Annotated in this window: 13 protein-coding genes; 7 read left to right on the forward strand and 6 right to left on the reverse strand. The window is 65.3% G+C overall.

Features of this window, described 5'->3' with window-relative positions:
* Nucleotides 1-203 precede the first annotated feature (203 nt).
* Nucleotides 204-2,951, forward strand: coding sequence for a collagenase (locus tag PG900_RS10600; RefSeq protein ID WP_270831432.1), 2,748 nt, complete (start codon nt 204-206; stop codon nt 2,949-2,951).
* Between the two features lie 211 nt (nt 2,952-3,162).
* Nucleotides 3,163-4,140 carry a SanA/YdcF family protein gene (locus PG900_RS10605; RefSeq protein WP_270802065.1) on the forward strand — a complete coding sequence of 326 codons (978 nt, stop codon included), beginning with the start codon at nt 3,163-3,165 and terminating at the stop codon, nt 4,138-4,140.
* 53 nt (nt 4,141-4,193) lie between these two features.
* Here the strand turns inward: PG900_RS10605 and PG900_RS10610 are convergent, their stop codons facing one another.
* Both PG900_RS10610 and PG900_RS10615 read right to left on the reverse strand, forming a co-directional pair.
* Nucleotides 4,194-4,808 (reverse strand): superoxide dismutase, encoded by a 615-nt coding sequence (locus PG900_RS10610; RefSeq protein ID WP_270831433.1) that lies wholly within the window; start codon nt 4,806-4,808, stop codon nt 4,194-4,196.
* A gap of 21 nt (nt 4,809-4,829) precedes the next feature.
* Nucleotides 4,830-5,255 carry a hypothetical protein gene (locus tag PG900_RS10615; protein WP_270802156.1) on the reverse strand — a complete coding sequence of 142 codons (426 nt, stop codon included), beginning with the start codon at nt 5,253-5,255 and terminating at the stop codon, nt 4,830-4,832.
* 290 nt (nt 5,256-5,545) lie between these two features.
* Here PG900_RS10615 and PG900_RS10620 point away from each other — a divergent pair, with 290 nt between their 5' ends.
* A complete protein-coding gene (locus PG900_RS10620; RefSeq protein WP_270802072.1) occupies nt 5,546-6,457 on the forward strand; it encodes a lipase family alpha/beta hydrolase in 912 nt (303 codons plus the stop codon).
* Nucleotides 6,454-7,197 carry a lipase secretion chaperone gene (locus tag PG900_RS10625; RefSeq protein ID WP_270831434.1) on the forward strand — a complete coding sequence of 248 codons (744 nt, stop codon included), beginning with the start codon at nt 6,454-6,456 and terminating at the stop codon, nt 7,195-7,197. The genes PG900_RS10620 and PG900_RS10625 overlap by 4 nt, the downstream gene beginning before the upstream one ends.
* A gap of 64 nt (nt 7,198-7,261) precedes the next feature.
* On the opposite strand, the gene PG900_RS10630 is transcribed toward PG900_RS10625, so the two are convergent.
* The 3 genes from PG900_RS10630 to sgrR are packed head-to-tail and all read right to left on the reverse strand — an operon-like array spanning nt 7,262 to nt 10,171.
* Nucleotides 7,262-7,975: a hypothetical protein gene (locus PG900_RS10630; protein WP_270831435.1), complete on the reverse strand. Its 714-nt coding sequence runs from the start codon at nt 7,973-7,975 to the stop codon at nt 7,262-7,264.
* A gap of 31 nt (nt 7,976-8,006) precedes the next feature.
* Nucleotides 8,007-8,402: an acyl-CoA thioesterase gene (locus PG900_RS10635; protein WP_011704482.1), complete on the reverse strand. Its 396-nt coding sequence runs from the start codon at nt 8,400-8,402 to the stop codon at nt 8,007-8,009.
* A gap of 35 nt (nt 8,403-8,437) precedes the next feature.
* Nucleotides 8,438-10,171 (reverse strand): HTH-type transcriptional regulator SgrR, encoded by a 1,734-nt coding sequence (gene sgrR / locus PG900_RS10640; protein ID WP_270831436.1) that lies wholly within the window; start codon nt 10,169-10,171, stop codon nt 8,438-8,440.
* Nucleotides 10,172-10,271: 100 nt separating this feature from the next.
* Here sgrR and PG900_RS10645 point away from each other — a divergent pair, with 100 nt between their 5' ends.
* From PG900_RS10645 to PG900_RS10655, 3 genes are all read left to right on the forward strand, one after another.
* The gene (locus PG900_RS10645) at nt 10,272-10,448 is read left to right on the forward strand and encodes a hypothetical protein (protein WP_011704480.1); all 177 of its coding nucleotides are present in this window, start codon (nt 10,272-10,274) and stop codon (nt 10,446-10,448) included.
* A gap of 156 nt (nt 10,449-10,604) precedes the next feature.
* Nucleotides 10,605-11,873, forward strand: a complete 1,269-nt coding sequence (locus tag PG900_RS10650; protein WP_011704479.1) for an O-acetylhomoserine aminocarboxypropyltransferase/cysteine synthase family protein — start codon at nt 10,605-10,607, stop codon at nt 11,871-11,873.
* Between the two features lie 107 nt (nt 11,874-11,980).
* A complete protein-coding gene (locus PG900_RS10655) occupies nt 11,981-12,610 on the forward strand; it encodes a glutathione S-transferase family protein (RefSeq protein WP_270802080.1) in 630 nt (209 codons plus the stop codon).
* 132 nt (nt 12,611-12,742) lie between these two features.
* On the opposite strand, the gene PG900_RS10660 is transcribed toward PG900_RS10655, so the two are convergent.
* Entirely contained in the window at nt 12,743-13,918 is a 1,176-nt protein-coding gene (locus tag PG900_RS10660) for an iron-containing alcohol dehydrogenase (RefSeq protein ID WP_081086414.1), read from the reverse strand.
* Nucleotides 13,919-13,970 lie beyond the last annotated feature (52 nt).

A 13,970-nucleotide genomic window follows, 5' to 3' on the forward strand; every position in this document is an offset into this window, starting at 1 on the left:
ATCACAGTTGCCGGTCTCAGACTGAGATCCCCCCCAGATGGCAGATGAGTCCTTGCTATCAACCAGGCCCCCAATGGGGCTCACTTTGTTTTGATTTAATCTAAATAAATGATTTATATGGCCTGATTGGTGGGTTGATATCCCTTTGGGGCTGACTAGATTGCACGCGTCAATCACGCAGACAATCAAGCAAAGGGATAAAAATGAACAATCTGGGTACCAGGTTGCTGCTGCTGGCAGTACCGGGCCTGTTTGCCACTTCGGCGCTGGCCAACTACTCCCCCTCCGACTGGCAACAGTATCAACTCAAAGGTGAATCCAGCCGTCAGCTGGGGGATCGTCTCACCGAAGTGACCTACGAGCTGAGCGCCCGCAATGGCGGCGCCCCCTATCAGCAGCTGAGGGTGTATCGCCGCTTCGACTGGAGCGATGCCAACCTGGCTGCGCTGGCAGAACAGCAGTGCGGCGAGCCGCAACTCAAGATCGAGCAGGGCTGGCAGATCCGCTACCTCAGCTGTGAAGAGGTGGTGCCGGCCGGCAAGGCCGTCCCGGCCAGCAGCTATGACTTTGGCTACGGCATGAAGCAGGGCCGCTGGGAGCCGCTGGCAGGCACCCCGACCGCGCCGCGTCAGGATCGTCTGCCGCTGGCGGAGCGGGTCATCCTGGGTCACAGCGAGCAGGAGCTGGATCGCTGCGAGCTCAACGCCGAAGGTCGCTGCGCCGAGCAGGCATGGCAGTACCAGCCGCAAAACTGGCAGCAATTGAAGGTGCTGGAAGAGACCCCCAATGAACGGGATGGCCGCCTCGAGCAGATCTTCTTCCGCCTGCAGCCCATCGCGGGCAGCCAGGCCGCCCGTCAGGTGAGCGAGCTACACGTCTGGCGCCAGTACACCTGGTTGCTGGAACAGGCCAAGACCCAGCAAGAGTGCGATGAACCCCAGACCCGTCAGGAAGGGGACAAGACCATCAGCTACCGGGTGTGCCGCCAGACCCTGCCCGCCGGCAGCGAAGTGCAGGTGGTCTTGAAGGACACCGGCTATCAATACCCGGTGGGGGGCAGCGAATGGCAGACCCTGCCGGAAACAACCGAGTGGCAGGAGAGCCGGGTGCTCAACCGCCCCATCGTGCTGGCTAGCAAGGAAGAGCAGCTCGACTGTCGTCGCGCCGACGGCCGTGCCTGCTCCGAGCCGGATCTGCCGGGCACCGAGCTGCTGGACGCCGAAGCGGCCAAGATAGTGCAGGATGCCAGTGGCCAGCCCGCACCGGTCTGGCAGGAGAACTATGGTCACGATGACACCAAGCTGCTGGCCGTGTCGCGAGGCATCCAGAGCCTGCTGGCGGCCAATCAGCCGGCCCATCCGGCCATGAAGCTGCTGCTGGAATACGTGCGTGCCCACAACTACCACAACTACGGCAAGCACAAGGAAGACGGCCCGGCCGCCGCCGAGGCGCTGGCCGAGGCGTTGACGGCGCTGGGCACCCATCCGCGGCTCTTCCCGGAGCAGGCCAGCGACGAGGTAGGTGCCGTCATGGGTGCCTGGAGCATCGCCCTGCACGGTCAGTTCAAGAGCCCGGCAGTGCAGAGCCGCTTTGGCACCCTGCTCGGCGAGTTCAACCAGATGCTGGCCTACAGCACCCGCCATGCCAGCGAGATCAACGGTCAGCACGCCTGGGCGACCGGCCTGTTCAATCTGCTCAACTTCCTCGACTTCGCCAGCGACTACAGCGACCCCTTCGCCAACGACTTCCGCCAGCAGGATGGCGAGCTGCGCAAGCAGCTGCACGCCCTCGGCATGAGCGAACTCGCGTTGTGGAAGGGACGGGATGGTGCAGACCTGTTCCTGCTCAACAACGTGCTGGATGCCTACACCCGCCTCTACCGGGTCGCCCGCTATACCCGCCCGGACGAGCTTGACGGCTACCGCAAGCTGTTGGATGACTCCGTCATCGCACTGGTTCGCCACCACGACCTGATCCCCGGTGGTCAGCAGAGCCAGGATCTGCTGGAAGACATGTCACTGACCCTCTCCACCTACTACCTGACCTACACGGACCGCACTAGCGAAGCCTGCATCAGCGGTGACTTTGCCGGGCTCTGCACCCCCGTCCGGGTGGAGGACGTGCTGCCGTTCGAGCACACCTGCTCGCCGACCCTGCGCCTGCGGGGCCAGGATCTGACCATGGCTCAGGCCGAGGGGATCTGCCGTGAACTGGGTGCCGAAGAACAGCAGTTCCACCAGCAGATGGAAACCGGCTGGCAGCCGGTGGCGGATGATCACAACGAGGCGCTGGAACTGGTGGTCTTCAACTCCTCCGCCGACTGGAAACGCTACGGCAGTGCCCTGTTCGGCGGCGTCTCCACCGACAACGGTGGCATCTACCTCGAAGGGGATCCGGCTCGCCCCGGCAACCAGGCCCGCTTCTTCGCCTACGAGGCGGAGTGGAAGCGCCCAGCGTTCCAGGTGTGGAACCTGCGCCACGAGTACGTGCACTACCTGGACGGCCGCTTCAACCAGTACGGCAGCTTCGGCCACTACCCGCTCAACCGCACCACCTGGTGGTCGGAAGGGCTGGCGGAGTTCGTTGCCCACGGCCAGTGCTTCGCCCGCGGTCTGGACAACGTCGCCGGCCGCCCGGCCAACGATCGTCCGGCCCTGGCCGACATCCTGCATCTGGATTACGACAAGGGCGGCGAGATGGTCTACTCCTGGTCCTACACGGTGCACCGCTTCCTGAACGAGACCGGTCGCGGCGCCAGCTGGCTGGCCATGGCCCAGGCCCTGCGCAACCCGGATCAGCAGCAGGCCATGAGTGCCTTCGAAGCCGAGCTGGACCAGCTGATTGCCAATGACAGCGAGGCCTACCAGCAGTGGCTCGGCCGCGAGCTGCTGCCCTGGTGGGAAGCCAACAAGGACTCCGACGAGTGCAAGGCCAACGACTCCTCCCACTGAGGACGAGACGGGTATGACAAGGGGCGGCCATGGCCGCCCCTGCTTATGAACGATTTTAATCGGCTCAGGATCAAGCAGTTAGCCGACCTCTCCCTGCGACAACCTCTGCCCGAGTGACGTCTTCGGCGGTCATCAAGCCTGACGTACGGCGGCAACTTGTAATAGAATGACCCTCTGTCACCTCTTACTTCAGACCCGAACCGCACCGCGCATGAAGAAGTTTGCCAAGATCCTGCTCGCCTGCCTCTGCCTGTTGCTGGCCTCCGTCGCCACACTGCTGGGCTACAGCGAGTGGACCGTCTCGGACGCCCGTCACTACACCTACGACGACGTCAATGCGGTGCCCTACAACCGGGTCGCCCTGGTGCTCGGCACCTCCAAGTACCTGATTGGCGGCAGCCCGAACCACTACTTCAAGTACCGGATCAAGGCCGCCGCCGAGCTCTACAACAACGGCAAGGTGGACTACATCCTGGTCTCCGGCGACAACGCCACCGTGCAGTACAACGAGCCGCGCCAGATGCGGCGAGCCCTGATCCAGGCCGGCATCCCGGCCAACGCCATCTACAGCGACTACGCCGGCTTTCGGACTCTGGACTCCATCGTGCGGGCCAAGGAGGTGTTCGGTCAGGCCCACTTCACCGTGGTCTCGCAGGCCTTTCACAACGAGCGCGCCATCTTCATCGCCCGCCATTTCGGCATCGAGGCGGTCGGCTTCAACGCCGTGGACCCCAGCGCTTATCAGGGCATCAAGACCCGGGTGCGCGAGGTGTTCGCCCGCCTGATGGGGCTGCTCGACCTCTACGTGCTGGACAAGGGTCCCAAGTTCCTCGGCGAGCCCATCGTCATCGGCGGCCCGGTCCCCTGCCAGGCGTTGAGCACCATAGGGGCAAGCCAGCCCTGCCTGCCCATTGCACCGCCCCCTCATAAGCCGAAGGCCAAGCCAGCAGCGGCAGTGAGCGCTGCCACCGCCACCAGTGCGGCGGCTGCAACCAGCAGTGCCTTGGCTACCAGCGCCGCCGTGCCGAGCGAGGCAACGCCCGTGGATAATCCGGCTGCCGCCAGTGCGGCAACACCAACCAGCGGTGCCTCGGCCACCAGCGAAGCTGCACCGAGCAAGCCAACGCCCATGGATAATCCGGCTGCCAGTGCGGCGCCGCCAACTAGCAGCGCGCCGACCCCTCAATAGCAGAGACCCGCCAACAGGCGGGTCTCTTTCATTGGACTCGGTATTTCCGGCGATCAGGCCAGTGCCGCCACGTAACGCCGCGCCACCTCGTTCCAGTCGATCACCTTGTAAAACGCGGCTATGTAGTCGGGACGCTTGTTCTGGTACTTGAGGTAGTAGGCGTGCTCCCACACATCCAGCCCCAAAATGGGCACCAGTCCATCCTGCAGGGGGCTGTCCTGGTTCGCGCTGCTCACGACCTGCAGCTTGCCGCCCTGATCGACCACCAGCCAGGCCCAGCCGCTGCCAAAACGGCTCAGCGCCGCCTGGGTAAAGGCCTGTTTGAAGGCCTCCAGCCCGCCCAGGTCCCGATCGATCGCCGCGGCCAGCTCGCCGGCCGGCTCGCCGCCGCCCTGCGGACTCATCACCTGCCAGAACAGGCTGTGGTTGGCATGACCGCCGCCGTGGTTGCGCACCGCCCCCTGCACCTTGCCAGGCAGGCTGTCGAAGCGGGCAAGCAGCTCCTCCACCGGCAGCGCCGCCAGCTCGGGGAGATCGGCCAGGGCGGCATTGAGATTGTTGATATAGGTCTGATGGTGACGGCTGTGATGGATCTCCATGGTCAGCGCATCGATATGGGGTTCCAGCGCGTCATAGGCATAGGCAAGGGCTGGCAGGGTATGGCTCATGGTCACCTCTGTTTATTGTGATTAATGCAGTTGGCGGGCGGACCCGGTCTGGCACAGGCACTGACCGAGGCAGCGGCGGATGCCGTCGTGGTTGCCGTGTTTGCGCAGGAAGGCGAGCAGCTCGGCATGGGTGCTGCGGGTGTGGCGCAGGGCCGCATCCCGCAGAGGATCGGGGCTGGCCGGCGACTGGCTGGTGGCGAGCAGGCAGTCGTGGATGTGGCACAGCAGGTCGGCCGCCCGCTCCGGCCGCGCCATGGCAATCAGCAGATCCGCCAGATTGTGGTGGGCCACCACCAGCGCGGCGACCGCCTCGTCCACGTCGTGCCAGCCGGTAAACTGCTGGCGGGCCAGCCACAGCGCCTGCTGATAGCAGGAGAGTGCCTTGCCATGTTCACCGGCATCGAAGTGGCGATTGCCGCTCATGGTCTGCACCTTCCAGTGCACCATGCTGCTGTCGCTCTCCTCCGTCCCCACCCATCCTCTTACCCAGCTCGCCGCCATGATCCTCAACACCGCAAATGATAATAATTATTATTTAACTTATGTGAGCGGCGAACACAAGGGATAGTTGTGCCGGCACCGCCAACAGCCCTGCCCATATGGGTAGGGCTTTTTTGAATCTGTCTGTTTGGTGATCATTTGCACAGATGCAAACGTCCCGCTCCGTCATGCTGGTCGGTACTGGCATGAGGCCGGTGGTTGCCGCTGCGGCAACCTTATTCACAAGGATGGACAAGATGAAAAAATGGCTATTGGGGCTGCTGTGCGCCCTGCCCATGCTGGGCCAGGCGGCAGGTTATACCCAGACCCGCTACCCCATAGTGCTGGTGCACGGTCTGTTCGGCTTCGACAAGCTGCTCGGGGTCGACTACTTCTACGGCATCCCCCAGGCGCTGACCCGGGATGGCGCCATGGTCTACGTGGCCCAGGTCTCCGCCACCCAGAGTTCCGAGCTGCGCGGCGAGCAGTTGCTCAAGCAGGTACAGCAGGTGCTCGCCATCACGGGGGCCGACAAGGTGAACCTCATCGGCCACTCCCACGGCGGCCCCACCATTCGCTACGTCGCCTCGGTCGCCCCCGAGCTGGTTGCCTCCGCCACCAGCGTGGGCGGGGTCAACTACGGCTCGGAGATCGCCGATCTGGTGCGCGCCAACGTGGCACCGGGCTCGGTGGCCGAGAAGCTGGCGGTGGCTGCCGCCTCCGCCCTGTCCGGGGTCATCTCGCTGCTCTCCGGGGGCAGCCAGCTGCCGCAGGATCCCCTCGCCGCCCTCGACGCCCTCACCAGCGCCGGCGCCCAGCGCTTCAACCAGCGCTACCCGGAGGGGCTGCCCAGCCAGTACTGCGGCGAAGGGCCCATGCAGGCCGCCAACGGGGTCTACTACTTCTCCTGGAGCGGGCGCGGCACCATGACCAACATCCTGGATCCGGTGGATCCGGCGCTGGCGCTGACCGGCAGCTTCTTCAAGGAGCCCAACGACGGCCTGGTCGGGGTGTGCAGCAGCCACCTCGGCAAGGTGATCGGCACCGACTACCGGATGAACCACCTGGACGAGGTGAACCAGTCGTTCGGCATTCGCCACCTGTTTGAGACCGACCCGGTCAGCCTCTATCGCCAGCACGCCAACCGCCTGCAGAGACTGGGACTATGAGCAAGGCATGGCTGATGGCCGCTCCGCTGGGAGCGGCCCTTCTGTTGGGCGGCTGGCAGCTGTGGCCCACCCCAAGCCCCACCTCGGCCGCTCCCCCGGTGCAAGAGGCCGGGTCGAGCTCCCCCCTGCCCAGGCAGGCTGCCCCCTCGCCCGATGAGAACTCACTGCAGGCCCGCTATGAAGCCTTTCTCGCCGCCGAGGGCAGCCTGACGGTACCGACCGATCCGGGCCTGGCCAGCCTGCAGGTGTTGTTCGACGAGCGCGAGCAGTTGCGCCAGCAGAGCTTCACCCCGGCCGAGCAGGAGCAGCTGTTTGCCGAAGATCGACTGATGGAGCAGTGGACCCTGCGCCGCAAGGCGCTGGCGGAGGCTGGCGATGCCGACAAGCAGCTGCTGGCGAGCGAGCTCGAGCTCTGGCTGGCGGAGCAGCCCCAGTGGTTTCGGGAGGCGGAGGCCAACAGTCGCCTGCTCGGCGACCTGCAGAGTCTGGAGCGGCTGCCCGCGGCCGAGCGCGACACCGTGCTGCGCGAGCAGTTGGGGCCGGAAGCAGCGGACCGGCTGCATCAACTGACGCAAAACCAGCAGGGGTTCGAGCAGCAGCTGGCCGGCTATCTGGCCGAACTCAAGTCCCTGCCCGCCGATCGGCGGGCCGAACAGCAGCCGGAGATCCTGGCGCGCTGGTTCGAGCCCGACCAATGGCGGCGGGTGGAAGCCCTCACCCGGCTCAGGCTGGGCGAGTAACCGCCACAATAACCAAAATAAAAAGGGGCCCATATCTGGGCCCCTTGCTTTGATACTGCCGCGCTTACTGCGGCTTGTTGGCACCCGGCAGCGGTTGCCAGGTGAGGCGGGTCACCTGGGTACCCTGCACCTCGCACTTGAGGCTCAGATTCTGCCACCCCTTCTCCTGGCGCAGGGAGACTTCCCCCTCGATGCCCTCGGCGCGGGTCTTGAGCTTGGCCTGCTCGAAGGTCACCTTGTCCCCCCCGGCCAGCGCCATCAGCTTGCCGTTGCAGAGCCAGTGGGCCAGCTCCGCCCCCTTGAGCTTGACGCCCCCCTTGGCTGCCTTCTGTTCGGCGGCGCTCGGTGCGAACAGCTGGCCCAGCTCGGCCGCCCGTTTGGTGAGCCACACTTCCCGCTGCTGCATGCTCATCTTGCTGACGAACTCGGCGGGCTGCCCCTTCTCGTCCAGCCACTGGGTCAGCTTGCCACCGTCGTCAAAGGCGAACTGGGCGGCGGGCTCCTTCACCCCGAACAGCTTGCCGCCCTTGAAGTAGTAGCGGCTCTCCCCTTCCAGCTTGCCCTGCTCGTTCATGATGGGCACGGCGATGATGACGGGAACGCCATCCACCCAGGCCTTGATGTCGACGCCATCGTGGCTGAACAGACGGGTATCGAGGGCGCTCTCGGCCCCCTTTTCCATCAGGGAGAACTGCTCGGCGAGGGAGGCCGCCACGGAAGGCAGGGAGCAGAGCCCCAGTCCCAAGCCGAGGCTCAGGGCGATCACGGTATTGCGCATAAGTGTCCTGTGATTGGCCGGTGGGCCAAGGTTAGCTTTCTATCAGCCAGGCCCGCAGCCCCTCCCGGTGGCGATCGCTCAGGGGGATGGACTGGCGGGACTGGTAGTCAAAATGGATCAGGGTGGTTTCGGCGGTCACCGCCAGCTCGTCCCCCTGCCAGGCTTCCTGCCAGAGCGTGAAGGAGCTGGAGCCGATGCGGCGAACCCCGGTTTTGATCAATACCTGCTGGCCGTAGAACAGCTCCCGTTTGAACTGCACCGTGTAGCCCGCGATGATCAGATGCCAGTTGTGCACATCCAGCTCGGGGGAGAAGATGCGAAACAGCGGGTCGCGGGCCGATTCAAACCAGACCGCCGGCACAGTGTTGTTGATGTGGCCGAGGGCATCTGTCTCTTGAAAACGGGGTTGGATCTGCATTTCCAGCATGGATATCGACTCCTTGTCGTTGGACCGCGCTCAGGCTAACGCGGCCCGCCTTTGGACTCAAGCTCCCCCGTCGTATCGCCGGCGCCGACGGCCAGCTCCGGGCGCAGCCAGGCGCTGCGAAAATCGAACCAGCCGAGCGCCGTCATCCGCACCCCGTGCACGCCGACCCGGCTCTCCAGCTCCAGCCAGTGGTGAAACAGCGGCACGAACCAGCCTTGCTGCTGCACGCTTGCCAGCAGGGCGCGCGGCCCCGGCTCCTCGCCACTGGCACGCCACTGCGTCAGCCCCTGCCACAGACGCTGCTGGCTGCCCCACACCTTGCTCAGCAGCGGGGTGCCCTGCAACCAGGCGTAGGGGGCGAAGGCATGTTCGTGCTCCAGGTTGAGGGTGCCGAGCCAGAGATCCACATCCTCGTCCACCCCGCTTACCCAGCGGCCGTAGTCCAGGGTGCGCACCTCGAGCCGGATCCCCTGCTCTGCCAGCAGGCTGCTCATGGCGTTGGCGCACTCGTTGAACTCCAGGTGCTGGTTGAAGCAGGCCAGCACCAGCCGACGCGGCAGCTGCTCCGGCATCGGCAGCGGGGCCGGCTGCGCCTCGCGCCAGTGGGGCAAGAGGCCGAGCGCGCTGGTCCAGCCCCGCTGCAGTTCGGGGGCGACCCGCGCCATCAGGGCGATGGGGTTGAGCAGGCCGGCCAGCCACTGGCGCAGGGCGGGATCCTGCAAGGATGCGGATCTGTCGTCCTGCAGCAGGAAGTAACAACCGGATTCCAGCTCGGACTCGCCGCGCATGGTGCCGAGCTCGGGGCTGTCGCGCCCCAGCTGCAGGTGGCTCTCCAGCCGCTCCGCCAGCTCCGGCAGCATCCAGATGTCGATCTCGTCGAGCAGGGCGCGCAGGCCGAAGTAGTCGTCGAATGCCTCGAGACACAGTTGCAGTGGATCGTTGGCGGTCACCCGGTAGGGGCCGGTACCCACCGGTTGCAGAGCAAAGCCCGCCTCCCCCTTGAGCTCGCGCGGCAGGATGGCCGCCACCGGCTCGGCCAGCAGCTGGGGCAGCAGAGGATCCGGGCTGTCGAGATGAAGATCCAGGGTGCGCGGCCAGGGGCTCTCCAGCCGCGCCAGATGGGCGAACAGCGGGCGATCCCGCAGGGCCAGCAGGCTCTCCGCCACATCCTCCACCACCAGCTCGCGGCCATGGTGAAAGCGCACCGCCGGCCTCAGGTAGAAGCGCCAGTGGCAGGGGCCCAGACATTCCCAGTGGTGGGCCAGATCCCCCTCGATTTCCCCATTTTCCTCATTTCGCCGGGTCAGGCCGTTGAAGATCTGGCGGCTCAGGTGGATTTCGGAGCGGCGCAGCGGGCCGGTGGGCAGCAGGCGCGGCAGCGGCCGGTAGTAGGGCACCCGCAGGATCTGGCGCCCTTCCCGGGTGGCCTGGCCGAGCTGCTCGATCAGCAGCGGGGTGAGCAGATCGAGGCGATCTCCGGCCAGCCGCACCGCCTGCGCCAGCTGGCCCTGGCTCAGCAGATCCCGCAGCCGGCGCCGGGTCAGGCTCTCCTGGTTGTCGAGCAGGGTGAGCCGGGAGCGCCGCCCCCGCCCGGCTTCTGCCGCCCAGCTGAGCCAGCCCTGATCCTGCATGCGGCGCAGCAGCAGGCGAGCATTGCGCGGGGTGCAGCAGAGCAGATCCGCCACCTCGGCGAGGCTTATTTCCCGCTCGTCGCAGCCAAGCTGCTGGGCGAGCCGTTGGAATTGCTGGTAGAGGCGACTGGTGGGCATAAAAGGGGAAATCCTGTTGCTGAAAGTCATCAGTTTTTACTTCCGCATTTTAGCTCAATACTGCTGGCGAACGTGAGAACCACAGCAGAGGAGCACCATCATGAGCCATGCCAACCCCATCAAACCGAACCGGATCCAGCAGATCCTGCGCCGTTACTTCAAGCGGATCCTGCCCAGGCCGCTGACCCTGATCGAGGATCCCATGAGCCAGCTAAACCGCCTGATGCAGTGGGATATGAACCAGATCGACGATCGGGAGTATCGCCGCCGCCTCTGAGCCCCTCTCGCCCGGATCGCGCAAGGGAGAACGCAGTTCACCAGCGGGCGCAATTGCTTTGCCGGATTGGGTGGTTTACATCGACGCTGGGCCTGATAGATTGGACGTCTATCCATCTATAACTGCTACCCAGCAACATCCAACAAGGAGTGTGTGATGAAAGATGCGACCCTGGCCCTGCACCACGGCTTTACCAGCGACCCCACCACCAAGGCCGTTGCCGTGCCCATCTACCAGACGGTGGCCTACGAGTTTGAGAGCGCCCAGCACGGGGCGGATCTGTTCAATCTGGCGGTACCAGGCAACATCTACACCCGCATCATGAACCCCACCAACGATGTGCTGGAGCAACGGATGGCCGCGCTGGAAGGGGGCATCGCCGGCCTGGTGGTCTCGGCGGGTTCCGCCGCCATCACCTACGCCATCCAGGCGCTGACCGCCGCCGGTGACAACATCGTCTCCACACCCCAGCTCTATGGCGGCACCTACACATTGTTCGCCCACATGCTGCCGAGTTTCGGGGTCGAGGTGCGCTTCGCCAAGGATGACAGTGCCGAGGCCATCGCCGCCCTCATCGACGACAAGACCAAGGCGGTCTACTGCGAGAGCATCGGCAACCCGGCCGGCAACATCGTCGATCTGGCGGCCTTCGCCAAGGTGGCCCACGCCCGTGGCGTGCCGCTCATCGTCGACAACACGGTCGCCACTCCGGTGCTGTGCAAACCCATCGAACACGGCGCCGATATCGTGGTGCACAGCCTGACCAAATACGTCGGCGGCCACGGCAACTCGCTGGGTGGCGTCATCGTCGACTCGGGCAAGTTCCCCTGGGCGGATCACGCCGAGCGCTTCCCCCAACTCACCAAACCCGAACCTTCATATCACGGGGTAGTCTATACCGAGGCCTTTGGCCCGGCCGCCTTCATCGGGCGGGTGCGTACCGTGCCGCTGCGCAATACCGGCGCGGCGCTGGCGCCGATGAACGCCTTCCTGCTGCTGCAGGGGCTGGAGACCCTGAGCCTGCGCATGGAGCGCCACGTGGATAACGCCCTGCGGGTGGCCCATCACCTCAAGCATCACCCCAAGGTGGCCTGGGTCAGCTACGCCGGTCTGCCGGGTCACCCCCACTACCTGCTGGCGGAGAAATACATGGCCGGCCGCCCCTCGGCCATCCTCTCGTTTGGTCTGAAAGATGGCTATGAAGCGGGCGTGCGCTTCTACGATGCGCTCAAGATCTTCAAGCGGCTGGTCAACATCGGTGACGCCAAGTCGCTGGCCTGCCACCCCGCCTCCACTACCCATCGCCAGTTGAGCGAGGCGGAGCAGGCCAAGGCCGGAGTGAAGCCTGAGATGATCCGGCTGTCGGTGGGGATCGAGGCCATCGAGGACATACTGGCGGATCTGGATCAGGCGCTGGAGGCCTGAGTCAGTCAACGCAGGAGCGGGCATCCAGCCCGCTCTTTTTGGCCAGCGGTGAACCTGCCACCGCACCGCTGCGTATCACCGCCTTCCGTCACTGCGTCGAGGTTTCCATGATAGTCCTGCACCACCTGAACAAATCCCGCTCCCAGCGCATCATCTGGCTGCTCGAAGAGCTGGGCCTGCCCTATGAGATCAAGGCGTATCAGCGCGATGCCACCACCTTTCTGGCGCCGCCCGAGCTCAAGGCCATCCACCCCCTCGGCAAGTCGCCGGTCATCGAGTTCGACGGCCGGGTGCTGGCGGAATCCGGTGCCATCACCGAGTACCTGATCGCCCGCCACGCCCCGGAACGGCTGGCACCGGCTACCGATAGCCCGGAGTATGCCGAGTATCTGCAGTGGCTCCACTTCGCCGAGAGCTCGGGTATTCTGCCGCTGCTGCTCGACATGTTCGTGCGCAAGGACGGCAGCCCGATGCGCTTCCTGCCGGACTACGCCAAGGCCGAGTGCGCCAAGGTGCTGGGCTACCTCGATGAGGTGCTGGCAAGCCGCCGCTATCTGGTGGCCGATCGCCTCACCGGCGCCGACATCCTGAACTCCTTCCTGGTGGATCTACTGGCCCAGAGCGGCCAGCTGGCCCAGTTCCCGCACCTTGAGGCCTACTGGCAGCGACTCAACACTCACCCGGCCCGCCAGAAGGCGGCAGCGCTGGAGCGCGAGCTGGACCGCAGCGCCGGATAAACGGCCGCGCCTGGTGACACCATGCAAAACGCCCCGATGATCGGGGCGTTTTTTTCTGCTCGACAGCCAGATGATCAGGGCGTGTGAGAAAGGATCCGCGCCACTCTGATTGCGAGGCGCGAGTCCCCTGACTTAAAGCGCGTGGGACAGGATCCTGGCTACCTTGTCCGGATCTATGTCCTGCTGCTCCCCGAGGGCGGTCAGCCCGAAACGCTTGAGGTTGGAGCAGATGCCGGGGATGCAGCTCTCGCTCAGACCGTAGTCGGCGAGGCGGGTGCCCACTCCCATCTGCTGGAAGAACTGCTCGGTGCGGATGATCGCCTCCTCGATGCGCAGCGCCTTGTCCTCGCGGCTGGAGTGCCATACCCGCTCGGCGAACTGGGCCAGCTTCTCCTGCTTCTGGGCCGATTGCTCCCGCAGCAGGGAGGGCAGCACCACCGCCAGACTCTGGGCATGATCCAGCCCGTGCAGGGCGGTGAGCTGGTGACCGATGGCGTGGGTAGACCAGTCCTGCGGCACACCGCGACCGATGAGGCCGTTGAGCGCCAGGCTGGCCGCCCACATCAGGTTGGCGCGCACCTGGTAGTTGGTGGGCTCCGTCAGCGCGCGCGGACCGTTGTCCACCAGCACCTGCAGCAGGCCTTCGGCCAGCCGGTCCTGCACCTCGCCCCCCACCGGGAAGGTGAGGTACTGCTCGATGATGTGGACGAAGGCATCCACCACCCCGTTGCCCACCTGGCGCGGCGGCAGGCTGTAGGTGGTCGTGGGATCCAGCACCGCAAACACCGGCTGCACCAGCGGGTTCATGAAGGAGAGCTTGGCCTCCCCGCGGCTCACCACGGCGGCCGGGTTGCTTTCCGAGCCGGTGGCCGGCAGGGTCAGCACGCAGCCCAGTGGCAGCGCCCCCTTGATGGGGGCCTTGTGCAGCAGGATCTCCCAGGGATCCGCCCCCTCGAAGCAGGCCGCGGCGGCCACGAACTTGCTGCCATCCACCACGGAACCACCGCCGACCGCCAGCAGGAAGTCGATGCGCTCGCGCTTGACCAGGGCCACCGCCTCCATCAGCTGATCGTACTGGGGGTTGGCGCCGATGCCGGGAAACTCCAGCCACTCCCGTCCCGCCAGCGCCTGAGTCAACTGCTCATAGACCCCGTTCTGTTTGATGCTGCCACCGCCGTAGAGCACCAGCAGACGGCTGCCGGCCGGGATCAGCTCCGGCAGCCTGGCGATCTGGCCTTCACCGAAACAGACGCGGGTAGGATTGGCATATTGGAAGTTGTACACGGCAGAGCCCTCGGTTGAATGCATGCAGGGGAATTGTGCGCCTGTGGCTCCGGCAGGTCAAAAAACGGGAGCCGGC

This window comes from Aeromonas sp. QDB03, assembly GCF_027707985.1.
Classification (GTDB): domain Bacteria; phylum Pseudomonadota; class Gammaproteobacteria; order Enterobacterales; family Aeromonadaceae; genus Aeromonas; species Aeromonas hydrophila.

Coding starts and splice junctions, on each gene's coding strand:
- PG900_RS10635 (WP_011704482.1), bottom strand. CDS start 8,402: ATGCTGGAAATGCAGATCCAACCCCGTTTTCAAGAGACAGATGCCCTC.
- PG900_RS10620 (WP_270802072.1), top strand. CDS start 5,546: ATGAAAAAATGGCTATTGGGGCTGCTGTGCGCCCTGCCCATGCTGGGC.
- PG900_RS10615 (WP_270802156.1), bottom strand. CDS start 5,255: ATGGTGCACTGGAAGGTGCAGACCATGAGCGGCAATCGCCACTTCGAT.
- PG900_RS10660 (WP_081086414.1), bottom strand. CDS start 13,918: ATGCATTCAACCGAGGGCTCTGCCGTGTACAACTTCCAATATGCCAAT.
- PG900_RS10630 (WP_270831435.1), bottom strand. CDS start 7,975: ATGCGCAATACCGTGATCGCCCTGAGCCTCGGCTTGGGACTGGGGCTC.
- PG900_RS10650 (WP_011704479.1), top strand. CDS start 10,605: ATGAAAGATGCGACCCTGGCCCTGCACCACGGCTTTACCAGCGACCCC.
- PG900_RS10610 (WP_270831433.1), bottom strand. CDS start 4,808: ATGAGCCATACCCTGCCAGCCCTTGCCTATGCCTATGACGCGCTGGAA.
- PG900_RS10645 (WP_011704480.1), top strand. CDS start 10,272: ATGAGCCATGCCAACCCCATCAAACCGAACCGGATCCAGCAGATCCTG.
- sgrR (WP_270831436.1), bottom strand. CDS start 10,171: ATGCCCACCAGTCGCCTCTACCAGCAATTCCAACGGCTCGCCCAGCAG.
- PG900_RS10655 (WP_270802080.1), top strand. CDS start 11,981: ATGATAGTCCTGCACCACCTGAACAAATCCCGCTCCCAGCGCATCATC.
- PG900_RS10625 (WP_270831434.1), top strand. CDS start 6,454: ATGAGCAAGGCATGGCTGATGGCCGCTCCGCTGGGAGCGGCCCTTCTG.
- PG900_RS10605 (WP_270802065.1), top strand. CDS start 3,163: ATGAAGAAGTTTGCCAAGATCCTGCTCGCCTGCCTCTGCCTGTTGCTG.
- PG900_RS10600 (WP_270831432.1), top strand. CDS start 204: ATGAACAATCTGGGTACCAGGTTGCTGCTGCTGGCAGTACCGGGCCTG.